Annotated in this window: 19 protein-coding genes and 3 pseudogenes; 10 read left to right on the top strand and 12 right to left on the bottom strand. The window is 68.2% G+C overall.

Annotated features, from left to right (window positions below; translation table 11 throughout):
* Positions 1 to 295 precede the first annotated feature (295 nt).
* The 6 genes from ABD329_RS36665 to ABD329_RS36640 all read right to left on the bottom strand — a co-directional run bounded on the left by ABD329_RS36665 (position 296) and on the right by ABD329_RS36640 (position 7637).
* Positions 296 to 2326, bottom strand: a complete 2031-nt coding sequence (locus tag ABD329_RS36665; RefSeq protein WP_198276267.1) for a hypothetical protein — start codon at positions 2324 to 2326, stop codon at positions 296 to 298.
* A 39-nt stretch (positions 2327 to 2365) separates the two neighbouring features.
* Entirely contained in the window at positions 2366 to 3916 is a 1551-nt protein-coding gene (locus ABD329_RS36660) for a zinc ribbon domain-containing protein (RefSeq protein WP_344317493.1), read from the bottom strand.
* A 35-nt stretch (positions 3917 to 3951) separates the two neighbouring features.
* Complete coding sequence (locus ABD329_RS36655; RefSeq protein WP_198276269.1) at positions 3952 to 5118, bottom strand: epoxide hydrolase family protein; 1167 nt, start codon at positions 5116 to 5118, stop codon at positions 3952 to 3954.
* Positions 5119 to 5160: 42 nt separating this feature from the next.
* On the bottom strand, positions 5161 to 5550 hold the full coding sequence (locus ABD329_RS36650; RefSeq protein WP_198276270.1) for a carboxymuconolactone decarboxylase family protein: 390 nt from the start codon (positions 5548 to 5550) through the stop codon (positions 5161 to 5163).
* Positions 5551 to 5865: 315 nt separating this feature from the next.
* The gene (locus ABD329_RS36645) at positions 5866 to 6948 is read right to left on the bottom strand and encodes a helix-turn-helix domain-containing protein (RefSeq protein ID WP_198276271.1); all 1083 of its coding nucleotides are present in this window, start codon (positions 6946 to 6948) and stop codon (positions 5866 to 5868) included.
* Between the two features lie 203 nt (positions 6949 to 7151).
* Positions 7152 to 7637, bottom strand: a complete 486-nt coding sequence (locus ABD329_RS36640) for a MarR family winged helix-turn-helix transcriptional regulator (RefSeq protein WP_198276272.1) — start codon at positions 7635 to 7637, stop codon at positions 7152 to 7154.
* A gap of 112 nt (positions 7638 to 7749) precedes the next feature.
* Between ABD329_RS36640 and ABD329_RS36635 the strand changes: the two genes are divergently transcribed.
* The 4 genes from ABD329_RS36635 to ABD329_RS36620 all read left to right on the top strand — a co-directional run bounded on the left by ABD329_RS36635 (position 7750) and on the right by ABD329_RS36620 (position 11976).
* Complete coding sequence (locus ABD329_RS36635; protein ID WP_198276273.1) at positions 7750 to 8313, top strand: NADPH-dependent FMN reductase; 564 nt, start codon at positions 7750 to 7752, stop codon at positions 8311 to 8313.
* 6 nt (positions 8314 to 8319) lie between these two features.
* Positions 8320 to 9309 (top strand): amidohydrolase family protein, encoded by a 990-nt coding sequence (locus ABD329_RS36630; RefSeq protein ID WP_198276274.1) that lies wholly within the window; start codon positions 8320 to 8322, stop codon positions 9307 to 9309.
* Between the two features lie 548 nt (positions 9310 to 9857).
* Positions 9858 to 10733 carry a dioxygenase family protein gene (locus ABD329_RS36625; protein ID WP_344317492.1) on the top strand — a complete coding sequence of 292 codons (876 nt, stop codon included), beginning with the start codon at positions 9858 to 9860 and terminating at the stop codon, positions 10731 to 10733.
* Between the two features lie 472 nt (positions 10734 to 11205).
* Positions 11206 to 11976, top strand: coding sequence for a dioxygenase family protein (locus ABD329_RS36620; protein WP_198278158.1), 771 nt, complete (start codon positions 11206 to 11208; stop codon positions 11974 to 11976).
* A gap of 171 nt (positions 11977 to 12147) precedes the next feature.
* On the opposite strand, the gene ABD329_RS36615 is transcribed toward ABD329_RS36620, so the two are convergent.
* Positions 12148 to 13044, bottom strand: coding sequence for a cupin domain-containing protein (locus ABD329_RS36615; protein WP_198278166.1), 897 nt, complete (start codon positions 13042 to 13044; stop codon positions 12148 to 12150).
* Positions 13045 to 13133: 89 nt separating this feature from the next.
* On the bottom strand, positions 13134 to 14078 hold the full coding sequence (locus tag ABD329_RS36610; protein WP_198278159.1) for an MBL fold metallo-hydrolase: 945 nt from the start codon (positions 14076 to 14078) through the stop codon (positions 13134 to 13136).
* A 326-nt stretch (positions 14079 to 14404) separates the two neighbouring features.
* Between ABD329_RS36610 and ABD329_RS36605 the strand changes: the two are divergent.
* Positions 14405 to 14572 (top strand): annotated as a pseudogene (locus ABD329_RS36605) (sigma factor-like helix-turn-helix DNA-binding protein); the annotation flags it as partial.
* Positions 14573 to 14653: 81 nt separating this feature from the next.
* Positions 14654 to 15016: pseudogene (locus ABD329_RS36600) on the top strand (GNAT family N-acetyltransferase); the annotation flags it as partial.
* Positions 15017 to 15124: 108 nt separating this feature from the next.
* On the opposite strand, the pseudogene ABD329_RS36595 reads toward ABD329_RS36600, so the two are convergent.
* Positions 15125 to 15331: pseudogene (locus tag ABD329_RS36595) on the bottom strand (transposase); the annotation flags it as partial.
* A gap of 140 nt (positions 15332 to 15471) precedes the next feature.
* Here ABD329_RS36595 and ABD329_RS36590 point away from each other — a divergent pair.
* Complete coding sequence (locus tag ABD329_RS36590; protein WP_198278160.1) at positions 15472 to 16164, top strand: response regulator transcription factor; 693 nt, start codon at positions 15472 to 15474, stop codon at positions 16162 to 16164.
* Positions 16161 to 17759 carry a HAMP domain-containing sensor histidine kinase gene (locus ABD329_RS36585; protein ID WP_344317491.1) on the top strand — a complete coding sequence of 533 codons (1599 nt, stop codon included), beginning with the start codon at positions 16161 to 16163 and terminating at the stop codon, positions 17757 to 17759. The genes ABD329_RS36590 and ABD329_RS36585 overlap by 4 nt, the downstream gene beginning before the upstream one ends.
* A gap of 55 nt (positions 17760 to 17814) precedes the next feature.
* On the opposite strand, the gene ABD329_RS36580 is transcribed toward ABD329_RS36585, so the two are convergent.
* Positions 17815 to 19974: an MMPL family transporter gene (locus tag ABD329_RS36580; protein WP_198278162.1), complete on the bottom strand. Its 2160-nt coding sequence runs from the start codon at positions 19972 to 19974 to the stop codon at positions 17815 to 17817.
* A gap of 162 nt (positions 19975 to 20136) precedes the next feature.
* Complete coding sequence (locus ABD329_RS36575) at positions 20137 to 20448, bottom strand: ATP-binding protein (RefSeq protein WP_246618584.1); 312 nt, start codon at positions 20446 to 20448, stop codon at positions 20137 to 20139.
* Between the two features lie 530 nt (positions 20449 to 20978).
* Between ABD329_RS36575 and ABD329_RS36570 the strand changes: the two genes are divergently transcribed.
* Both ABD329_RS36570 and ABD329_RS36565 read left to right on the top strand, forming a co-directional pair.
* On the top strand, positions 20979 to 21671 hold the full coding sequence (locus ABD329_RS36570) for a FadR/GntR family transcriptional regulator (RefSeq protein WP_198278164.1): 693 nt from the start codon (positions 20979 to 20981) through the stop codon (positions 21669 to 21671).
* On the top strand, positions 21668 to 22945 hold the full coding sequence (locus ABD329_RS36565) for an MFS transporter (protein WP_309142768.1): 1278 nt from the start codon (positions 21668 to 21670) through the stop codon (positions 22943 to 22945). The genes ABD329_RS36570 and ABD329_RS36565 overlap by 4 nt, the downstream gene beginning before the upstream one ends.
* A gap of 401 nt (positions 22946 to 23346) precedes the next feature.
* Here ABD329_RS36565 and ABD329_RS36560 read toward each other — a convergent pair whose 3' ends face one another.
* Positions 23347 to 24009, bottom strand: coding sequence for an adenylate kinase (locus ABD329_RS36560; RefSeq protein WP_198278165.1), 663 nt, complete (start codon positions 24007 to 24009; stop codon positions 23347 to 23349).
* Positions 24010 to 24262: the final 253 nt, after the last annotated feature.

Below are 24262 nucleotides of genomic sequence, written 5' to 3'. Positions count from 1 at the left end.
CTCGGTTCGCACCTGGCCCGGATGGAACTGCGCGTCGCGCTCGAGGTCTGGCTGGAGCGGATCCCGGAGTTCAGCCTCCAGGACCCGTCCACGGTGGCGTGGGGCGGCACCCAGGCCCGCGGGCCGAAGGCCCTTCCCCTGCGCATCCGCTGACCGACCCGCTCGCGCTCCCGCGACCGGGCGGGAGCGGACGGAAGCGGACCTCGTCGGTCAACCCTCCCGGCCGACGCGGCGGTGCCGGCCGCTCGCCCCGGAGATACGGGCGAGCCGCCGCTGGGCTGTGTCGGTCTCGACCTCACAGGCTCGTGGGCCGTTCGAGGGCTTGCAGCGTCCCCCCGGGGAGCCGGTCGTTGCCCCAGCTGCGCTCGATGTATCCGATGATCCGTGCGACATCTTCGGCGGGCACCCGCTCCGGTTCGCCGTGCTCGAGCGGGTCGGCGTGGAAGATGTAGAGCCGCGAGGCGAACTGGTCGAACGGCAGTGAGGCCTCACCGAACCGCTCGCCGTTGCCCGCGGTGGAGACGACGACGCCGTCGCCCCAGTCCTGGCCGCTGTCGTTGTTCGGGTTGAAGAAATACACCCGCATGACGTCCTGTGGGTCCGGCGCGGCCCGCAGGATCGTGATCGCGTGCCAGCCGACGTAGCGGGCCGCGCTGTCGGTGACGGCGACGCCGGCCGGCTGCGGATGGATCAGCGGCTGCTCGCCGTTGTAGGACGGGTGGTAGGTGGCGTGGAACTGCCGCAGGAACTCGTCCAGGTCGACCAGGTTTCCGGTCGCGACGTCGACGTTGATGTGGAACCCACGGCCCGCCCACCAGCCGTGGAACTCGGGGTTGACCCACCGGTGCGGGTCCCCTGGCCGCTCGGCGCAGCGCCGCCCCATCTCGGCGTAGATCCGGTCCAAGTGGGGTACCACGAGCAGCGACACGGGGTCCAGGTCCATCGGCAGCGTGCTCGCGACTCCGGTCGCGCTGTCCTTCGACGAGATCGGCTGACCCTCGAAGTGCATGAGGACCTCGTCGTCGCGGGCCGCCCAGACCACCATTTGCAGCAGGTAGTCCGGGTCGTTGTAGGACCACATCGACAGCGCGCGGGCCGACTGGCAGGTGGGGTTGTCGCCCTGGCCGACGCCGAGCGGCTGGCCCAGCATCGAGAGCACCCCCGCGACCAGCCGCGCCCGCGGCCCCGGCGCCTCGCCGAACACCGTCGTCAACCGCTCCCGCGCGACCGGGGAGAGCTCGAGCGCCAGCTGGCGCCAGAGCGCGGGCACGATCGGCGGCTCGTAGAGGATGCCGCGGTCGAGCAGCAGCGCCAGCCCGTAGACGCTCTGCGCGGTCTGCGGGTGCACGGCCACCTCGATCAGCCGGTGCACCAGTTCGCTGTAGCGCAGCAGGCAGTTCCGGCCGGTGTCGGACAGTCCGAGCGCCTCACCGATGAGGTAGTCGCTCTCGCGCAGCAGGAACCGGAGCAGTTCCGCGTGGTACGGCGACACCAGGCCGGTGTCGTGCATCGCCCGCGCGAACCCGGCCGCCTCGTACTGAAGGCCGCCGGTGTCCATCGCCTCGAGCCGGGAGCGGAAGACGTCGATGCCCGGGTCCTCCCGGCACGCCTCGGTGGTCCCGAACAGGCTCGTGATGAGCCGGTCGATGCCCAGCCCCGACGACACGCCGAGAGCGACGTCCGGATCGTCGCGGTAGATCGACACCCGGGTGATCAGGGACCGCACCGACTCGACCTGGATCGGACGCTGGCGCAGGATCCGCCAGATCTCGTCGACCAGGTTGTCCAGGACGCTGTCGTAACCGATCCCGTCGGCAACGTGGCGGAACAGGTCCCGGATGAGCTGTGCGGTCCGGCCCGCTTGGGTTCGCTCCGCCTCGCTGGGCGGGGAGAACAGCAGCTCCAGGTTCATCGCCAGCACCTGGGACAGGAACTGGCGGGCGTCCTCGGCGGGCAACGTCGGGTGCGCGAATTCGCCGCGGGCGACGGCGAGCATCCGCAGCTCGCTGGTCGCCTCCATGACCACGGTGTCCGCGTCTCCGCTGTGCAGGCCCGGGCCGACCAGCGCCGGGATGAGGATCTCCGGTGACGCCCAGTCCGTCCCCTGGAAGAGCCCGGCTTCCTCAAGGGTCTGCGCCCTGGCCTGGACCGCCGCGGCGCCGCCCGGCTGCATGAGCACCCGCCGCAATGCTTCCAGGACCCGCCGCAGCTTCGTGTGCTTGCCGAAGTCGCGGGTCTCGGCCATGGCCTGGATGGCGTCGTCGAGTGAGGTCACGCGCTTGTCCAGCCGCGTGGCCTCACCGCTGACGTCGACGGTCGGTTTCAAAGGGTTTCCTCGGGTAGGTCTCCTGCGTCCACGGGGTCGTCAGACGTAGAAGTCGAGCTCTTCCTGCTTCTTCAACAGGTCGCGCATCCGGTAGGGGTCGTCACCGAAGAAGTACACCAGACCCCAGTGGGTGCCGAACGCGGTCCTCTTGGTGACGGTCTCCTCGAGCGGCGTCGAGAGGTCGTGCGACTCGTAGTAGTCGTCGTCCTCGGTCTCCTCCGGGATCTCCAGGTCGCTGACGACGCGGCGGCGCGGGTAGACACCGAAGCAGCCGGCGACCCCGGAGGCGTCGACCACCTCGCGTGGGAAGAAGGCGTCGATCTCCTCCTCGGTCGTCTTCGGGTCGAAGGCCAGCACCAGCCCATGGTAGGCGTTGAATCCGTATGCCCGCTCCAGCAGCTCGAACACCTTGAAGCCGGGCGGCCGGTAGGCGACCTCGCCGAAGTACATCTCGCCGTCACTGGTGACGAAATACTCCGGGTGCACGAAGCCGAACTCGATGTCGAACGTCTTGATGAGCTTCTCGATCTGCGCCGTGATCTGCGGGCGGTACCGCTCCAGTTCCGGGGTCGCCGGCACGAACACCGAATATCCCAGCGTGACATATTCCGAGATGTTGAGGAACTTGATCTTCCCGTTGTGTACCCACGCCTCGACCGCGAACTCCCAGCCGTCGAGGTGGGATTCCATGAGAACGGGGAACTCCTCTTCCGGAATCATGTCGATCTCGTCCGGGGTCCGGATGACGCGGTGCCCGAGGCATCCCGCCTTGTCGAACGCCTTGAGATGGATCGGGTCGTTCGGATCACCGTCCAGTTTGAGCAGGGTCTGATTGACGCGCTTGAGGAAGCGGATCACGTCGTCCCGGTCGTGGGCTTCCTCGAAGATTCCGACCCGGATGCCGCCGAGTTGCGCGCGGCGCTTCATCAGGGCCTTGTCCCGCAGCAGCATGGCCTGACCGTACAGACGCGGGTTGTCCAGCAGAACGGAATTGATCGCCCCTGCCCATTCAACCGTTTCCTCGAACAGCGGGATCGCGACGTCGACACCCTCGTTCCGAAGGGTCTCGGCGATTTCCATGGAGCGGTCGTTGAGCCGTTCGAAATTCCACGGCACGTAGGGGATGTCGTGGTCGACGCAGTACTCCTCGGCCCACTCCGGCGCCACGACGACGTATCGCCGGTCGAACCGATCGAGGGCTTCCACGGCATTGAGACTCCAGCCAAGGAGCGCTACATAGCCTTTGTCCGGGTTCCTGGTGGTCGGTTCGACCTGCGGCATAGACAGTTTCTCCTTCGGCGCGTACGCGCATCGACGGCGTGGCTTGCGCCTACCCGACGATCTGCCACGCAAGCGACCCCACTCCCACGTGCGTTCGGATCGCCGGTCTCGTCGGCGGTCGCTCGAGTCGGCGCTCTCGCGTAGCCGACCGGGCTTTTCGAAGGTCAGCTCCAGCGGCGCGCCGATCGTGAGCCCGGTCGGCTCGGGCGGTGCGCGAGGCGGGAAGAACACTCGTCCCGTGTGCGCGCACGTGCGCAGCCACAGCTCACCGAGCCCTGCCTTGTCCCAGTATGTCTGCGTCTCGGGCATAGGCGCCGGACGGAATGTGTCACCCATGGGTTTCCTCAACCAGCGCGCAGTGGGCGGACGAACGAGCGGATGTCCGCGGTGATCAGCTGCGGTTCCTCGGCCGCCGCGAAGTGGCCACCGCTGGGGAACATGGTCCACTGGCGCAGGTCGCTGTGTGCGGCGACGAGCGATCGGGGCCGGTACAACAGGTCCCGGGGGAGAACGGCCACCGCTGTCGGCACGCTGATCTCGGGCTTCACGTCATTGGCCAGCCCCATGGGCAGGTGGACTTCGGAGGCCCGGCAGAACAGCTCGGACCCGACGAAACTGTTCGTGAACCAGTACAGCGAGAAGTGCGTCAGCAGCGTGTCCTTGTCGAAGCGGGTCTCCACGTCTCCGTGGCAGTCGCTCCACGCCCGGCGGCGCATGAGCATCCACGCCGCCTGCCCCACGGGGCTGTCGTGCATCGCCCAGGCCAGGGTCTGCGGGTCGAAGGCATGGATCAGCGCATGGTAGAAAGCTCCCGGACCCCTGTCCTGACCTGCGATGACTGCCAGTTCTTCCGGAGTGAGCCCGGCCGGGTCACCGGCGTCGTGGGGCACTCCGGGCAGGATCGGGAAGCTCATGTGGACGCCGATGAGCGAGTCCGGATGTGCGTGGCCGAGTCGTGCGGTCACAAAGGCACCCGCGTCGCCGCCGTGGGCGACGAACCGCTCGTAGCCCAGCCCCCGCATCAGCTCGACCCATAGGGCGGCGGTCTCGACGTAGCCGACACCGGTGCGGGTCAGGGGCCCGGAGAAGCCGAAGCCCGGCAGTGAGGGAACAACGACATCGAAGGCGTCCGCAGGATCGCCGCCGTGCGCGGCGGGGTCGGCCAGCGCCATGATGACATCCCTGAAGTCCCAGAACGTCCAGGGCCACCCGTGACTGAGGACGATGGGAACGGGGTCGGGCCCTTTCCCCCGCACATGGATGAAGTGGATCGGCACGCCGTCGATCTCGGTCCGGAACTGCGGGAACTCGTTGATGCGCGCCTCCTGTGCACGCCAGTCGAAACCGTCCTGCCAGTAGGCCACCAGCTCGCGCAGGTAGGTGCCGTTGACGCCGGAGGACCAGTCCTCGTTGTCGAGTTCGGGCGCCCAGCGCGTGCCGGCCAGGCGCGCGCGAAGCGCGTCCACCTCGCGTTGGGGTACATCGATCTTGAAGGGCTCAATCTGTGCCATCGTTCCTCGGTTTCATCGGAAACTTCTCCGCCAGGCGGGCAGTCACGTGAGCGAGTCGACCGCTGAGATCGGCAGGATCCCCTCGTCCATGGGCACGGCGAGGGCGTTGGTCAGCCGGCCGGCCATGCCGTAGAGCCCCGCGAGCACCGTGAGGTCGAGGAGTTCGATGCGAGTGAGCTGCGCCGAGACGCGCTCCCGGACCTCGTCGTCCACGGCGTTCTTCTCGAAGGCCGCGGCGCACTCCATCACGGCCCGCCCCCGCGCCGGGAAGCCTTCGAGTTCCCCATCGCGTACGGCACGCGCCTCCGCGACGGTGAGGCACACCCGCCCGTACACCTCCGCCGTCGTCGCGATCTTGAAGTGCTGCCCCCACGCGACGCCGGAGCCCGACTCGGCGCTGAGGCACAGGATGGTGCCTTTCCGCTCGGCCACCAGCACGATGAGCTCGCACGTACTGGGATGTCGCGCCGCATACCTCGCAGACGGTCGCTGTCCGGCCGTCCGGGAGGTGCGGCAGTGGGCGGCCCGGGCCCTGGTTGAGCGCGTTCACCAGTAGGTCGATCGTGTTGAGGGGACGACGAACGGGGTCTTGCGAGTACATGCCGGACCGGGCTCCTCTGCGTCCGGGTGCTGGACGGCACGCGACGTTGACATTGCCCAGGACGATGGCACGCGACGGGGCGTACGACATCGGGCAACTGTCCGAGGTCTGCTCCGTGACGTAGGACAACCGGCGCGGTGGGGCGATCAGACTCGCTCGTCCCGCTGCCTCCAGAGGCGGTACAGGCACACGGTGACGAAGAACTGAGCGCGCCGGTTCGGCTCGGTGAGCGAGTAGCCGAGTTCGGCCTCGGCCTTCTGCACCCAGTAGGCCACGGAATTGTGGTGCAGGTAGACCTGCGCCGCGGCCTTGCGCAAGGAGCCCGTGATCGCGTAAGCCTCCAGGACGAGCAGGATCTGCTCGCCGTACTGCTCGAGCAGTCCGGCGAGGACCCCAACCTCCGGCACGGCGTCGATCTCGTCGTGGCTGAGACGGCAGAGGGCCGCAAGCCCGGTGAGCCGCGCGCCGTCGATCAGTACGCCGTGAATGGGCTGGTATGGGCCGCGGTCGTGCGGCGAGGGCCGGGTGAACAGGTACGCGTCATGCGCGTTGACGTACGCTTCCCGGGTGTGTGCCGCCGGCACGATCCTGCTGTACGCGGCCCGGACGCCGGCGGGGACTCCCGGAACGGTGACGCCGTCCGCGCCGTCCGCCATGAGGAGGAGCACCGCTTTCCCCCGGTGATCCGTGCGGGCAACGATCTTCTGCGTGTCCGCGACCGCCTCCGCGAAGTGCTCGACGCCGGCGCCGGGGCCGCCGCAAAGCAGAACTCGGATCTCCGTGTCGCGGGTGATGCCGAGCCGCGTGAGCGCCGATTCGTGGGCGGCCTCGCTCGACGTGTCGTTGATGAGCAGGCTGATCGGCTCGGACTCCGTGTGCGTCAAGGCCGCGCCCCAACGCTCGATGATCGACACGGCGGCGGACAGCCGGTTGAGGAAGTGACGCGCCGTGGGCTCGGGCAGGCCATCGACCCAGACCCGGCCGCCGGAGCCGACCACCGGCACCGAGAACGCGGTCAAGGGGCTGCCCACCGGCGTCAGTGCCCCACACCCATTGCGGGCCACGCCACCCCCGTCGCCCCTGACCCTTCCCACAGCGGCCCGCATGAAAAGCGCCGCTCGCTCGATCAGGCGGTCGAGGTCGGCGCCTTCGAAGAGCTGCGCATCGAAGAAGGCGGTGATGGTGGACTCATCCGGCTGCTTCGTCGACGCCGGCCCCTGGGAGTTCACTGCTGCGTCCCTTCGCTCACCACCGCATTGCCGGTTTGGAGGGCGGGCAGGGGTGGTGTCGTGGTTCGGATGGCTGGCCGGGGTAGGGCCGTGAGGCGTGCGAATGCGCTGGTCAGCTCGTTTCGCCAGGGCCAGGCTGCGGAGATGCGCGGGTGGAGGCGGCGGCCGCCGCGGGTGATGCGGGCTGCGGCGCGCAGTGGTCGCTAGCCTGAACGCTCGATGCGGGCGAGCACCTTATCGGAGATCCGGTGCAGCGTCCGTAGCTCGTCCGGGGCCAGGACGTTGATGAACAGGTCCAGCACCTGGCTGACGTGTCCAGGGGCCGCGTCCGCCAGGTACGCGAAACCGGCTTCGGTCAGGATCGCCTGCGTGTAACGCCCGTTGTGCGGGTCGGGCTCGCGGCACACGAACCCGCGCTTCTCGAGCCGACCGATCATGTGGGACAGGCGGGACAGTTCCGTGTTGGCCAGGACCGCGAGCTCGCTTATCCGCAGGCGGCGCCCGGGCTGTTCGGACAGGTGCGCCAGCACGTGGTACTCGATGAAGCTGAGCTTCGAGTCCTGCTGGAGCTGCGACTCCAGCGCCGCCGGCAGCCTCTGGAGGAGCTTCATGAACCCACGCCACGCCGCTAGCTGATCACCGCTGAGCCGGCGCGGCCCGGACACCTTGGACTCCCCTGGGGCAGACATGTGCGCAGCATACCCATGTCACCGAGGTCCTGACTTGAACATTCACGTGAGGTGGGCTAGCTTCACACTTGAACATTCAAGTGTGAGTGTGTCCCGATTGGAAGGGCTATCCATGAGCGACCTGAAGCTCGCCATCATCCTCGGCAGCACCCGTCCCGGCCGTAACGGTGAAGCGGTGGCGAACTGGGTGCTGGCCAAGGCCAAGGAGCGGGCGAACGCCGACTACGAACTGATCGACCTGCTCGACTACCCGCTGCCGCACCTGGACGAGGGCGTGCCGGCGAGCAGGGGCACTTACGCGGGCGAGCATACGAAGGCCTGGTCCGCCAAGATCAAGGAGTTCGACGGATACGTCTTCGTCACCCCGGAGTACAACCACTCCACCTCTGGGGTGCTGAAGAACGCCATCGACTACCTCTACGCCGAGTGGAACAACAAGGCGGCAGCCTTCGTGTCGTACGGCTCGCTCGGCGGTACGCGGGCGATCGAGCACCTGCGGGCGATCTCGAGCGAGTTGCAACTGGCCCACGTGCGCCAGCAGCTGTCGTTCTCGTTGCTCACCGACTTCGAGAACTTCTCGGTGTTCAAGCCCTCCGCGATACACGACCATGCCGCTTCCGTCCTGTTCGGCCAGCTCGAGTCCTGGGCCGGCGCGCTCAAGTCCGTCCGAAGCTGAGTCTCGATGAAGCTGTACGGGCTCGAAGAGCACTTCGTCACCCCCGACGTGCTCGATGCGTGGAAGCGGCGCGACCCCCAGCTCGCCGAGCCGATGATGAAGTGGGCTGTCGCCAGTGACATCACGCCGGCGCTGCTGGACCTGGGCGGCGGGCGCATCGCCGCGATGGAGGACGCCGGGATCGACACCGCGGTGCTGTCGCTGACGACGCCGGGGCTACAGAACCTCGACCCGGCGGAGGCAGTCCCCTTGCAGGCGCCCACGAACGACGCGATCGCTGCCGCCGTGCGCCGCCACCCGGGGCGTTTCCAGGGGTTCGCGGCGCTCGCCACCTCCGCGCCGTCGGCCGCGGCCGAGGAATTGCGGCGTGCGGTCACCGAGCTGGGGCTCAGTGGCGCGCTGGTCAACGCGAACTCCGGTGGCCGGGCTCTGGACGCGCCCGTATTCTGGGACGTCTACGAGGCCGCCGAGGATCTGCGCGCACCGATCTACCTGCATCCCAGTGTTCCGTTCCCGGCCGTCACCAAGGCCTACTACCGCGGTTTCGGTGAGCCGGTGGACAGCATGCTGGCGACCGGGGCGTTCGGTTGGCACTACGACGCCGGGCTGACCATGCTCCGGATGATCGTCGGCGGCGTGTTCGACCGGTTCCCCGAGCTTCAGGTCATCCTGGGGCACTGGGGCGAGGTGGTGCTGTTCTACCTCGACCGTGTCGCGGCGATGGACAACCTCACCGACCTACGGCGTCCGATCGCGGAGTACTTCCGCTCGAACATTTTCATCACCCCGGGCGGCATCTCCAGCCACACGTACCTGCGGTGGAGCCTGGAGACGGTGGGGGTCGAGCGGATCATGTATGCCTCGGACTACCCGTTCAACCGGGAGAGCACCGGATCCGCACGGCGTTTCCTGGAAACGGCACCGATTGGCGAGGCCGACCGCGAACGTATCGCCTTCCGGAACTGGGAAAAGCTCGTCGCCGGAATCCGGCGCTGACCGAACGCACCGAAAGGGGGTTCGCCTGCCGGTTCTCCCTGGCCGGGAGGCCACTGTATTTCACCGATTCGGGTAGTGGTGGGGATGCAGTCGCGTTCCTGCACCCCGCCTCGGGCTCGGCTGACAGTTGGGTGCACCAGGTCGGCGAGTTCGTCTCGGCCGGCTTCCGGGTCGTCGCCTCCAACCGCCGCGGCACGAGTCGCCCTCCCCGCGCGGAAGCTGTGGACCGCGTCGACGATGCGGCAGATCTGAACCACCTGCTGGACCACCTCGGTGTGAACACGGCGTCGCCTGGTCGCCGCGGCCGCTGGCGGCCCGATCGCGTTGGAGTACGGCCTCCTCACCCGGAGCGCGTCACCTCGCTGGCGCTCAGCGGACCGTCCGAACTGTCGGCCGGATACCGCACGCTCACGCCGAAGGAGTCCGGCGCTGGGCGGCGGTTAGGGCCGCCGCGCACCAAGAGTGGAACGCCGCCGCACTCGATTTCCTGATGTGTCACCACATCCGCCCGACCGCACTGTCCCCGTCCCGAAAAGGAGCCACCGCACGTGAGCGAGTCCCAGAGCCGGTTGCAGGTCGTTTTCGCCGATCTGCGCCGCGCCGTCGACGACGTCATCCTCAAACACCAGGTCACCCTCGAGGAACTGTTTGCCACGATCGGATGGCTACAGCAGGTCGCCGACGCCGGCGAACTGCCGTCCGCGAGCATCCTGTTCTACAAGACCGTCCTCAAAGGAACCGCGGGCGCGACCTACGCCCACCCGGAGAAGGACGGCGCGAGTCACTGGGAGATGGAGGGCCCCGCCCACCGCCCCGGAGCCCCCGTCCTGCACAGCCCCGCCGTCCTGCCCATGCGTCCCGACGAACCCGGAGAACCCCTCATCGTGTCCGGGACCGTACGCACCACCACAGGCGACCCGCTGCCCGGAGCCGCCCTGGAGATCTGGCAGATCGACGCCAACAACGTCTATTCCGGCATGGAAACCAGCGACTTCGAGCCGCTGAATATCCCCAACGACTCCACCGGCATCCCCGCCGACAACCTCCGCGCCAGGATCATCGCCGACGCCGACGGCCGCTACGAGTTCCGCACGGTGATGCCCGGCACCGAAACCTTCGGCCTGGCCACGGACAGCCCACTCGCCACACTGACCCGAGCGTTGCAGCTTCAAGGCCTGCGCCCGCTGCACATCCACGCGATCGTCTCCGCGGACGGATGCCTACCACTGACCACCCAGATCTACTTCGACGGCGACCCACTGGTCGCCAGCACCATCGAAGGCGCTATCCCCGCCGACGCGGTCAAGACCACTACCCGCCATGACGACCATCACGCTCGTGGTTTCGACCAGCCTTACCGCACCCTCACCTACGACTTCGTCTTACGCCTCACGGCCGAAGGCGCCACTGCTACTCCGCAGTAGACGGTGCGGAGTCGGCACAACAACACCCCGCCGCCCAGCAGGTCGAGGTCGCGGCCACCGATACCGCTGCCGACTTCGAGCCGCTCCGCGAACTCGGAGCTCTCCTTCACCACTACGGGACCTGACGAGGACACCCTCATCGCTGTCGGCCTCACCGGCCATAAGGTGATGGCATACGCCACTCGCGAGGTCACCACTCCGGTCGCGACGAAGAGCGCGGAAGGCTCCGTGCAGGTCAGCGTCGTCCAGGTCCGCGACTCGACCACGCCGCCGAAGGACTCGCCATCCTCGCCTCGGGCAGCACTCGCGGGTCACCTCCTGAGTTCGAGACAGACGTTCGTCTCCACAAAACCACCTAGTAAGGTCAACCATGAATGCTGCTGCCGATCCTGCGGCCGTCTACGACCAGTTCATGAGAGTGCAGGCTCCCGCCAGTCGCGATCAGCGTCGCTGGACGCCGGCCGATGGGCCGATGCCCGCGCTCTACCTCAGCCATGGCTCTCCGGCGCTGTTCGAGGACGCGGTGTGGATGAGCGAGCTGTTCGACTGGTCCCAGGCTCTGCCCAAGCCGACGGCGATCCTGATCGTCAGCGCGCACTGGGAATCGGCGCCGCTCAGCCTGTCGGCGTCGGGCCCTAACACGCCGTTGGTCTACGACTTCGGGGGCTTCGCCCAGCGGTACTTCCGGATGACCTACGAAACACCGGACGCCAGCGCACTGGCCGCCCGGGTCGCGGCCTCGATGCCGGACAGCGAACCGGTCCACCAGCACACCAGCCGCGGCCTGGACCACGGTGCGTGGGTCCCGTTGAAAACCATGTACCCCTACGGCGACGTTCCGGTCTTGCAGATGTCCTTGCCCACACACCACCCCGCCCGGCTGATGGACATCGGCGGTCGGCTGCGGGATCTGCGCGAGGAAGGCGTGCTCGTGGTCGGGTCGGGCTACATGACGCACGGGGTTCCCTTCCTCACCCGGGACCAGTTCGTGCACAACGTCGTGCCGTCCTGGTCCGCCGACTTCGATGCCTGGGCGGCCGACGCCCTCGCCCGTGGTGACCTCGACACCTTGATGAACTACCGCAGCCTCGCCCCCGCAGTGCACTTCGCGCACCCCACCGTCGAGCACTACACGCCGATGTTCGTCACCTTCGGAGTCGCGACCGACGCCGAAGTGCCCGTCCGGACGACGATCGAGGGCTACCGGTTCGGGCTGTCCAAACGATCCTTCCAAGTCTCGTGATCGAACCGGCCGCAGGAGACCGACTAGGAGGACCAACTCCACGTACCCCGTCCCACTACTCAGCCCAACGACTGCCTCACCACGTAGGACACGGTCTTGAGAGAAGGCCATCGAGCCGCCCGCGGGGACCCAGATCCATGTCGTCCTGGACAACCTCCAGCGGTCATGCGGTCATCCTGGGCTCGGATGCCACTGCGTCGGCTGCTGGTCGCCGGTGTGCGTCCGCCGGTAGCGACCGGGAGAGGTGCCGTGCACGCGTTTGAAGGCGTTGGCAAAGGCGTACTGCGAGCCGTACCCGACGCTGCGCGCGATGGACTCGAGAGATGTGCCGCTTTCTTTGAGCAGGCGGGCGGCAATGCTCAGTCTCCACCAGGTCAGGTAGGTCAGCGGCGGCTCTCCTACCAGAGTGGTGAATCGGCGCGCGAACGCCGCCCGGGACAAGTTTGCTTCCTTGCCCAGTTCCTCGACGGTCCAGGCGTGGGCGGGGTTCTCGTGCATGGCGCTGAGAGCGGCACTGATAACGGGGTCGGCAAGCGCTGCGGACCAGCCGGGCGCGCCGCGTTCGGACTCGTCCTCAAGCCAGGCTCGGAGCATGTAGATCAGCAGCAGGTCGAGCAGTGTGGAAAGGGCGGACACGGATCCCTGCTGTGGGTTTCGCAGTTCGGTGCCGAGCAGGGACACGGCGGAGTGCAGTGCGGGATGGCGCCCGAACCGCACTCGCAGGTGGATGACGTCCGGCAGGGTGGCCAGGAGGGGATGGAGGTGTGTCTGATCGAGCTGATAAGCCCCGCACAGCAGGGAAGTGGGGCTGTCGGCCTCAGCGTCGGCGTGGCCGAGATTTTCCAGGGCGTGCTGTGCGCCGTGCGGGGTGAGTACCACGTCGCCGACACTGAGGGTTCGCTGTGAACCGTCGGGTGTCAGCAGTCGGCACGATCCGCTCAGCACGATGTGGAACCCGGCTCCGGCGAAAGAGGCGAAGGGGATATGCCAGACACCCGCGCGATCTTCTCGGTTGGCGAAGGGGCGTCCTGCGCGGAAGGAAGTAATGACGTCACTGAGCACGTCCACGTCTGCCAGAGTATGCGATCGCTTAAAGATTCGGCGCACATCGGCACCCATCGTCTCGTTCACCGGATGACGATTGGTTGGGTGGCGCGTCAGGTGAGACGGACCGGACGACCGGGATTCGCTGCTGGCGCGGTCAGCGGTGCCCACTGCTTGATGGTGAAGGTTTCTCCCTTCCGGACGACTTCGGCCCCTCCGGCGCCGCCCAGATGGGCCGGGATGATGAGGGCGTTGGTGTCTGCGGCCTCTTCCAGCATGCGGCGGCGGCTCCTGGCCGCCTGCCGCTGGTCTTCGCTCAGGCAGGTGTCGTGGTCCGGGGTGAGGAACTGCAAGGGCGTGTGGATGAGGTCTCCGACGAAGAAAGCGCGGTCCGTGCCGGAGTGCAACTTGAGCACCGTGGAACCGGGGGTGTGTCCGGGAGCCAGCTGGAGGGACAGGCCGGCGGCGATGGAGTGCTCGTCGCCTTCCCACAGCAGGGCCTGACCGGCTCGGTGAACGGGCAGCACGCTGTCGTCGAAGCCCGCCCTGCTGTCGGCGGGGTCGCCGAAGTCCGACTTGCGGGGGATGTTGTTAGCGGGGTTCCAGTAGTCGAAGTCGGCCTTGTGCATCAGGTACTGAGCGTTGGGGAATGTCGGTGCCCACTCGCCGTTCTCCAGCCGAGTGTTCCACCCGACGTGGTCGGTGTGCAGATGGGTGTTGACCACTGTGTCCACGTCTTCGGGCCGCACGCCAATCGCGGCGAGCCGGTGTAGGAAGTCGCCGTCGCGGTTGGCCAGCAGACCGTGAACGCGCGGCTTGTCGTTGCCCAGCCCGGTGTCCACCAGGATCGTGCGCCCCTGTCCACGCAGCACCCAGGTCTGCATATGGGCCAGGTAGTCGCCGGTCGCGGCATCCCAGAAGTGCGCGTCCAGCCAGGTCTGGTGTCTTTGCCACGCGTCGGCGGGGATGGAGGGGAACAGCACGCTGACCGGCGCGAAAGAGCCGTGCCACTCGGTGATACGGCTGATCTCGAAATCTCCCAAAGTGAATGTCTGCATGGTTCGAACCTACGAACATGCCATAAGACGTTCAATAATCATGAGTATCTCATTGATGTGCGAACGTCTCGCTGTAGATGTTGTGGATGATAGCGGCCCCGTGAATCAATATCTGGCATGCGGAGCGGAGGGTGAACTTCACACCACGTCAGGCTCCGCCTCCAGCGAGATGACCCGACCCCCTCGGCCGCGCCCTCGACCACCCCTGGCACAGCGCAGGTACACGGTGACGGTCCTGGACGCGGATCCGATGGCTGACGACCCGCCCCAGAATCTCCGGAACCGACGGCTGGCAGGCGGCCGCGGAACGGAATCAGCCGTGCGATGTGCAGGGCTTCGAGGAGAGCGTCGCTCTCGGCGAACTGCTCACGGCGCTGCCCGCGTCCCGGCGGGAGGTGTTCGTGCTCACCCAGTTGCTGGGGCTCACCTACTCGGAGGCCGCCACCGTGGCGCAATGCCCCGTCGGCACGATCCGTTCCCGCGTGGCCAGGGCCCGGGGAGCCCTGATCGCCCAACTCACCTCCGGACAGGTGCGCCCCGCCGCTGCCCAGTCGGACTTCCGTTCTCCGCTCCGGCTCCCGGTGAACGCGGGCCGACCCGGCTTCACCGCGGCCCTCGCCTTCGCGGGCCCGGATCTCGTCGGCTTGGCCACCGCCTGGACCACTCTCGTCCCCTTCCCCACCGGCCGCTGCTATCCCCAGGCCGCCGTCAGCCTCGGCCCCGACCGCACCGTGGAGTGGCAGTGCGGGGCCCGCGAGATAAACGAGCTGGCCGTCCGCGCCGATGCCCAGGGCACCGGCCTCGCCGCCGAGCTGCTGGAGGCGGTCACCGCGGACGCTCCCGACGGCCGCTCCTGGCTGCTCACCTCCGTCCAGTCGGGACGGGCCATGTCCTTCTACCGCCGCCAGGGCTGGACCCAGGCCACCCATCCCGCGTCGGCGCGCGGTGAAGTCCCACTTCGCGGCGATGAACCGACGATGCCAGGCCAGCAGGGCGTCCTTCGCCGCCCTACGGCGGAGGAGCACCGATGGAACAGTAAGCAGCTTCCGGGTCTCCTTGGGCACCGACACGTCGTCGATCACCCAGGCCGTCGGGGCGATGAGCGGCAGCATGCGTTCGCAGATCCGACGCTGCACCGGCACGGGGCCGTAGATGGACTGGTTCACGAACTGCTGAAGGTTCTGCCCGTTGCCGTCCGACAGCCGAGCGGCCATGGCCGGGATCGACTTGTGGCGGCCGTCCAGCATCAGTCCGGAAGACCTAACGGAGTCCTATTAGGTATCCGTTTAGGTATCCGTAAGAGCGCGGTCCCCAGCGACGCTCTAATCCTGGCCTCAGGTTGGTCGGGGACAATGAGCGGCAAAAACATCGACTGGAAGGGGGGAGGGCCGGCGTGCGGATCATGATTGCGGAGGATGACGTGTCCATCCGTGAGTCGCTGGAGCGGGTGCTCCAGGTCGAGGGTTACGACACCAGCACCGTCGCCAACGGTCTCGCCGTGCTCGACGGGGTCGGTGGGGCCAGCGGTGACACGTTGGATCTGCTACTCCTCGACGTGATGATGCCCCGCCTCGGCGGGCTGGAGACCTGTCGGCGGTTGCGGGCCGCGGGCAGGGATCTGCCGGTGCTGATGCTGACCGCCCGTGACCAGGTCTCCGACCGGGTCGCGGGGCTGGACGCGGGCGCCGACGACTACCTGCCCAAGCCGTTCGCCACCGAGGAGTTGCTGGCCCGGGTGCGGGCCCTGTTGCGCCGGCGCATGCCGGCCGACGAGGAGTCGCAGATCCTGTCGTTCGCCGACGTCCGGCTCGATCCCGACAGGTTCGAGGCGTGGCGGGGCGAGCGGCCGCTGCGCCTGACCCGGACCGAGTTCTCCCTCCTGCACGTCCTCATGTGCAACGCGACCCGGGTCTTGACCCGCGACGCGCTGTTCGAGGCGATCTGGGGCTTCGGCATGAGCTCCACCGCCAACAACCTCCAGGTATACGTGAGCTATCTGCGCCGCAAGATGGAGGCCGGGGGTGAGCCGCGATTGATCTACACGCTGCGCGGCCTGGGATACACGTTGCGGGAGACTCCTCCGTGAGCAGGCCCGCCGGTCGGGAACCGCGACGACTGACCCGATGGTGGCGCCGGCGGTCCCTGCGGACCAGGCTGACGGTGATCGCGGCGACGGCCATCGCGGTCAGTGTGTTCGTGGCCTTCCAGGTGGCCAGCGAGCTGCTGGGCTGGGAGCTGGAGGACACCGCCGAGAATCAGCTGCGCGCCGACTCCCGCGTCCTGGCGACGACCGCGGAGCGCGCCGGTCTGGCGCGGGTCCAGCTACCGCCGTATCCCGGATCCGGTCGGCTGGTGCGGGTCATCCTGCCCGACGGCTCGACCCGGACGCCGGCCGGCCAACCCGCGCTGCCCCCGGTCAGCGAGCACGCCGGGCGCGTGGCGCAGGGCGCGTCGGCCGACCTGATGGAGTCGAAGGACAGCGACGAGGACGGCTACCGCATCTACACGCTGCGGGCGGGCGACGGCGCGGTCCAGGTGGCCCGCGTCGTCGACGACAGCCCGATCAACCGGTTCGGGTTGGGCATGCTGCTGATCGGGCTGCTCTGTATGGTCGGTGGCGCCCTTGTCGGGCGGACCGTGGCGCGGACCGGGCTGGCACCGATCGACCGGCTGACCGCCGCCGCGGTACGTGTCGCGCACACCCGGGATCTCGACGCCGACATCCCGGATGAGGGCGGTGGGGAGATCCGGCGGCTGATCCAGTCGATCAACGACATGCTCGCCGCGCTCCGGGACTCCCGGCGGGCCCAGCGGCTGCTCGCCGAGGACGCCGCCCACGAGCTCAAGACCCCGCTCACCAGCCTGCGCCTCAACGTCGAGCTGCTGATCCGGCTCGATCGGCGCGGCACCCTGGACAGCGCACTGCCGGCGGAGAGCCGGACCCGGCTGCTCAACGATCTCGGCGCCCAGGTGGGCGAGTTGAGCACCCTTGCCGCCGAGCTGACCGACCTGGCGCGCGGTGACGTCAGCGACGAGAGCACCGAGGTGCTCGACCTCGCCGACGTGGTGGTGGCCGCCGCGACCCGGGCGCGTTCCCGCGTGCCCGACATCGAGGTCGCGCTCGACGTGACCTCTGTGTGGGTGAGCGGGCGTCCCGCTGCGCTCGAGCGGGCGGTGCTCAACCTCATCGACAACGCCGGCAAGTGGTCCCCCGCGGACCAGCCGGTCCAGGTCCGGCTCCGTGCCGAGGGCGCGTCGGCGGTGCTCGAGGTCGACGACGCCGGGCCGGGCATCGACGCCGCCGACGTACCGCGGGTGTTCGACCGGTTCTACCGTGCCGACAGCGCCCGGGCGTTGCCGGGATCCGGTCTGGGGCTGTCGATCGTGCAGCGGGTCGTCGACGCCCACGGCGGCCGGGCCACCGTCGCCCGCTCCGCACGCGGTGGCGCGCTGCTTCGGGTCGGCCTTCCGGCCGCGGCCCCGCCCGCCCCGACCGCGCGGCTCACCGCCGGGGGTGACACCGCGGTGCGCGGACCCGCCCCGGCGGCGCGGCGCGGGACGAGGGACGGCGGCCCTCGGGCATGGTCCCGCGCGGCTCACCGTCGGGGCAGGACACGGTGCGCCGACCCCAGCCCCGGCGCACGGCGCGGGACCAAAGGGCGGCGGCCGTCGGGCCCATGAAAAAAATCCGGGACGGGCCTGGGGCCCGTCCCGGATCTCGTCCGTGCCGCCGCGCTCACCGTTGCAGCGCGGGCTCCTCGTCGTCGCCGAGCGACTGTTGACCGTCCGGCGGCTCCGCCGCTGGACGGGACAGCCGGCTCGGCCACCAGATCCGCCGGCCGATCAGCAAGGCGAGGGCGGGCACCAGGACCGACCGCACCAGCAGGGCGTCGAGCAGCACGCCGAAGGCGACCAGGAACCCGACCTCGATCAGCATCACCAGCGGAAGTGTGGCGAGGACCGCGAACGTGGCCGCCAGGACCAGGCCCGCCGAGGTGATGACGCCACCGGTGGCCGAGAGGGCTTTGAGCATGCCCTCTCTGGCGCCGAGACGCACGGTCTCCTCCCGGGCCCGGCTGGCCAGGAAGATGTTGTAGTCGACGCCGAGCGCCACCAGGAACAGGAATGCCAGCACCGGCACCGAATAGTCGACACCCTTGAACCCGAGGATCGTGTCGAAGACGAACACGCTGCCGCCGAAGGCTGCGGCGAATGAGACGATCACGGTGGCCATCAGGACCAGCGGGGCCAGGATCGCGCGCAGCAGCAGCCCGAGGACGATCAGGACGACGGCGAGCACCAGCGGGATCACCAGCTTCTCGTCGCGCTTGGTGGTCACCTCGGTGTCGAGGTTCTCCGCACTCGGCCCGCCGACGATCGCCTCCGCCCCGCTCACCGCGTGCACGGCGGTGCGCACCCGCTTGATCGTGTCGTACTCCGCGACGGTGTCCGGCGCGTCCTTCGGGAACACGGAGATGTTGGCCCAGCCACCGCTGGTCTGCTCCGGGATGGCCAGGGCCACACCGCGAGTGTCCTTGACGATGTCGAGCACCCGCTCCTGGTGCGTCGGCCGCGTGAAGATCGTCATCGGCTGGCCGCCGAGCTCCGGGAAGTGCTGGCGGAGAACGGTGAAGCCGGTGACCGACTCAGGCGCGGACAGGAACTGGTCCTGCTCCCGCAGGGCGCCGGTGTTGCCCGCCAGCCCGATGGCGAGCACGCCGAGGACTCCGAGCGAGCCGAGTGCCGCCACCCACCGGCGGCGGCTGATGGCGGTGCCGAGCCGTCTCCACAGCCCCGGCTTCTCCTCCACCGCCGTGCTGAACCGCGGGATGGCCGGCCAGAAGACCCGCCTGCCGAGCACCACGAGCACCGCCGGGAACAGCGTCAGCATGGCCACCAGCGCGCACAGGATGCCGGCCGCACCGATCGGGCCCAACCCGCTGGTGCTGTTCAGGTCCGCGACGAGCAGGCAGAGCAGGCCGGCGACCACGGTGGCCGCGGACGCGACGATGGCCGGTGCCGCGCCGCGTAGCGCGTGGACCATCGCGACCCGGACGTTCTCATGGTGGTGCAGTGCCTCCCGATATCGAGCGATGAGCAACAGCGCGTAGTCCGTGCCGACGCCGAATACCAGGATCGTCAGCAGCGCCGAGTTCTGGTCGTTGACCACGATGCCGAAGCCCTTGACGAGCAGGTAGACGGTCCCCATCGAGGTCAGTGCGGCCGCGCCAACGGCCACCAGCGGGATGATCCATAACACCGGGCTGCGGTAGGTGAGGATGAGCAGGAGCGTGACGACGACGATGGTGGTGAGGAGGACCTGCACGTCGATGCCGTCGAAGACGGCATCCATGTCGCCGTCGATCGCGCCCGGACCGGTCACGTCGAGTTCCAGGCCGGCGGGGCGGTCCTTCGCGGCGTCACGCAACGGGCCGACGATGGCCTCCGGTTCGCCGTAGGTCGTGCTCACCTCGAGGGTGAACATCATCGCCTTGCCGTCGGTGGAGCGTTTCGTCGGTGAGCCCTCGTCGTCCTCCTCGGCCTCGCCGGCCGCCGCCGTCGCCTTCGGCGGGTACCGCTTGGCAAGGGTGTTGTAGTGGCGCTCGACCGTCGCGCGGTCGGCGTCGGTCATGCCGCCGGCGCGGTGGTACACGAAGACGAACGTGTTGTTCTCACCGTCGGGGAGACTGTCGTCCAGCACCGCCGCCTTGGTGGACTCGGCACTGGCCGGCAGGGTGTCCACGGCGCTGTCGGTGGTGACCGAGCTCAACTTTCCACTCAGCGGCACCATGCCCGCCGCCAGCACCAACCACAAGCCAATCACCAACCACGGCACCCACCGGCCTGCCAACCGACCGGCCGGCGCTTCGCCGGACGGCGCTGCGTTGACTGCCATCACTAGCCTCCTCCATACGGATTGCATCGCTTGTCTGGATGCCTACTTCGTACCGAGCGAACCTGAGACGACTGTTAATACGGCGCTCAGGCCGGTTGGCCGAACCATGTGCCCAGCGCACGCGCCAGCGTGGTGGCGTCGGGGGCCTGGTCAGGGCGTGGGCTATTGGATTTCCGCCCATCGAGTGGTCCCGCTTCGGTAGGTCGTGGTTCCGGAGCGGGCGGACACTGCGGCGACGATGGCGCTCCCGCGGCCGCTCTCCTCGGGCTGCCGAGGACTGCCGCCGTGGTGGCGCAGCAGCGCCGGGCCCGCGTCAGTGACCTCGATGCGGACAGCACACGCAGCCCGGCCACCCTGCCGGGACAAGCACAGCGACGCGGGGGGAAGCGCGTGAACGACCGCATTGGTGATCAGTTCGGAGATGACCAGGAGCGCATCGTCCGCAAGGTCCGAGGGGATGCGCCACTGTTGCATGGCGCGGGCGGCACGTCGGCGGACGGCGGCAAGACCTTCTGGGATGTGAGGCAGGGGGAAGACCACATCTGTCCGAGCGGATGAGACCGTCTCAAGGCTGTTGCTGAGCTTCACGGGCAGGTCGTGATTCATGGTGCTGTCCTGGAGGTGTTCCCGGTGGGGCGGGGGACGGCGAGGCCGGAGAGGAACGTCTCGGGCGCGGTGTGGCGGCGCCAGGCCACCGGGGATCCGGCGGGGGTGGCCCCTCAGTCATGACGATGACGTCCGTACCGACTCTTTCGTCGTTATCGACGACTAACGTTATGGGTGATTCACATTCAACGTATGTCCTGGTATCAGCGGAGTCAAGACACGGGCGAAAAGGACAAAAGTTATCGGCTGCTCACCTAGGCCGAGTCATCAAGACACCCACCCGCGCCACCGCGATCAACGCATTCGCCGCGTCGAAACCCATGCACGCCAGGCGGACCAAGGCGGGTGGCGACCTACATCACGGACAGATGTCAGACATTCGGTGTTAGGGTCACCTTATGAAAGATCTTCGTGCGCCGCGCCGCGTCGCGAGCTTGTCGGCGCAACTGGTGGACACCCTTCGTGAGCAGATCACATCCGGCGCATGGCCTGTAGGGACGCGGATTCCGGCGGAACATGATCTGGTCGAGCAACTCGGTGTCGGGCGCACGACGGTGCGCGAGGCGCTCGGCGCGCTGGTGCATCTGGGCCTGCTGGAGGCTCGGAAGGGTGACGGGACGTACGTCCGGACATCGAGCGAAATGCACTCGGTACTGATGAGACGTGCCAACACCTCGAGGCGGAGCGACGTGCTGGAACTGCGCGCCGTGCTGGAAGAGTACGCCTCGGGCTTGGCCGCGTTGCGGCGTACCGAAGACGACCTGAATCGCCTGCGGCACCTCCTCGACGAAGCCGAGGCGACAGCGGATTCACCGGAGATGGCCGCCATCGCGGAGATCGATACCCGCTTCCACCAGGCCGTGGTGAGTGCCAGCGGGAACACCCTTCTTACCGAGGTGTACGACGTCCTCAGCATCGCGGTCACCGAACAGATCGGCGGCACGCTCTGGCCCAGCACGACGGCCGCAGAGCACAGCCTTCTGCACAGGCGTCTCGTTGAGGCGATCGCTGCCCAAGACGAGGTCGGTGCACGCCACTGCGCCACCGAGATCGTGAAGCTCACCGAGACCGGAACGGAACGACAGAAGTGACCACCTCGAGGAACTCCCGCGCCGGCCTCACCACGGCTACGAAGGCCGACCGGATCGCGACCCCGGAGACGCCCGTTACTACGCCCGCCCTTTCGGCCGGCCTCTTGATCGCGATCCTTTTGGTGGCGGCCAACCTACGCGTGACCTTGACGGGTGTGGGCACGCTGTTGCCGGCCATCGAGCACGACACCGGGTTGACCGCGTCAGAGGGTGGCGTACTGAGCACCCTGCCGCTGTTTGTGTTTGCTGTGACTTCGCCCTTTGTCGGACGCACCTCGCACCGGGTCGGCACCACCCGCCTCCTCGTGGCCGCCCTCGCAGTGCTGGCAGCGGGCACCGTGATCCGGTCCTTGCCTTCGCTTGCCTGTCTGTTCGTCGGAACCGTGATCCTCTCGGTGGCGATCGCGGTTGGCAACGTCCTGCTGCCTACGGTGATCCGCACCCACGTGCCCGGCTCGCGGGTTCATACCGTCAGCGCTCTCTACGTCACCGCTATGGGAATGGTCGCCGCTCTGTCGTCCGGCATCTCCGTCCCGCTTGCCGAGGTCCTACCTGGAACCTGGCATTCCGCCCTGGCCTGGGGAGTAGTCGTCGCCGTCGCCGCTCTCGCCGTGTGGCTGCCTCGGCTACGCGGGTCCCGGCCGGACGGCGGCGTGCGATCTCGTGGGACACACGCTCGAACCCCATGGCGATCCTGGCTGGCGTGGCAGGTGTCCTTCTTCATGGGCCTGCAATCCCTTGCCTTCTACACCGCCGTCGCTTGGCTGCCCAGCATCCTGAGTCAGCAGGGCATGAGCACCACAGCTGCCGGCTGGATGCTGTTCTACTACCAGCTCGTCGCACTGGTCACGAGCATGTCGCTGCCTTTGATCACTCGGGGCCGCCACGACCAGCGCTTCGCTGCGGCCGCGGGCTCAGCGATCGTCGCCGCGGGCTTCGCGCTTCTGCTCCTCTTTCCAGCGCTCGCACTCGCGGCGTGCACTCTTCTCGGGTTGGGCGCCGGTGTCTGTCTCGTGCTCGCCCTGAGCTTCCAAAGCCAACGTGCCACTGGTCCCAGCGAGACCACAGCCCTGGCCGGGATGGCTCAGTCCATCGGCTATCTCGTCGCCGCGGCCGGACCCCTCCTTCTGGGCGTCCTCCACGACACCACCGGCAGCTGGACTGGTGCTCTCCTCCTCCTCACCGCATTGAGCCTGGTCATGGCCGCTGCAGGTTATGGCGCTGGACGCGACCGCCACGTTCGCACCCGGCCTGACCGCGAGACAGACATCTAACGGGAGGCCTGTTGGGCCAGTCTGTCTCCAGGCATGGCCCCGGCGCCCACACGAACACCACGGGCTCCATAGGCGGGCAGCGGTGCCAGTCCCAGAGCGAGCCTCGAGGACCGGAGAGGGCCACACCCTACAGCTCAGCAGGCACCCTCCTCCCCCGTCAGCCACCGAAGCGACGTTGGACGGTCTGCCACATCGGCGAGCTGCTTCTGGCGCCCAGGATGAGCGATTGCCCCGTATCACCCCAAGTGCGGTGGACGAGTCTCAGAGCCTGGTCCACCCCGATGGCCACGTCGCCCCCGGGCGCCGGAGCGCAGCCAGGCGCGAAGACCGCATCGCTCGGCATACATGCGCATGACCAGCCGGGCCGCTCCGCAGGCACGGCCCACGTGCTGGTGGCTCGGCTACTCGCCGTCGTCCTCGCGCTCGAGGGCTTCCAGCGCCCGCCGCGTGACCTCGTCCACCGGGCCCAGGGAGGAGATCGTGACCGCCAGGCCCTGCGTCGTGTAGTACTCGATGATCGGCTCGGTCTGCGTGTGGTAGACCTCGAGCCGCTTGCGGACGGTCTCCTCGGAGTCGTCGTCGCGCTGGTAGAGCTCACCGCCGCAGACGTCGCACACGCCCTGCTTCTTCGGCGGGCTGTACGACACGTGGAACACGTGTGCCGACCGGCTGCGGCAGATGCGCCGGCCGGCGATGCGCTTGATGACCTCTCCCTCGGGGACTTCGAGGTCAAGAACCGCGTCCAGCGTGATGGCCTCGGTCGTCAGCAGCTCGTCGAGCGCCTCGGCCTGCGAGACATTGCGCGGGAAACCGTCGAGCAGGAAGCCGTCCTCGGCATCCGGCTGTCGCATGCGGTCCTTCGCCATCGCGATGGTGAGCTCGTCGGGGACGAGGTTGCCGGCGTCCATGGAGACCTTCGCGAGTTTCCCGAGCTCGGTCTGCCGACTGATGTTGGCCCGGAACAGATCGCCCGTAGAGATGTGCGGGATCGACAGCTTCCCGGCCAGGCGTGTGGCCTGAGTGCCCTTTCCAGCACCCGGCGGCCCGACGAGGACGATGCGCATCAGCGGAGGAACCCTTCGTCATTGCGCTGCTGGAGCTCATCGGCGACGGAGGCGCTCGCGGGCGGCTTGGAGACGACCTCGCCGATCCTGCCACCCACGGCCAGACACGGACGACCGGCTGACGGTGCGGCTGGTCGGGGAACGGCCGGAGCCCCGGACCACCTTCGTTCGATTCCGCTCAGAGCCTTCATCACATGTCCAATCGTCTGGGTGGAGCGTCTGCTCGGCTCGCCGTGGGAAGGGCGGACAGGTT

The sequence above is a fragment of the Streptomyces javensis genome, from assembly GCF_039525925.1.
Classification (GTDB): Bacteria; Actinomycetota; Actinomycetes; order Streptomycetales; family Streptomycetaceae; genus Streptomyces; species Streptomyces asiaticus.
This window is presented reverse-complemented; position numbering and strand designations above follow the sequence as displayed.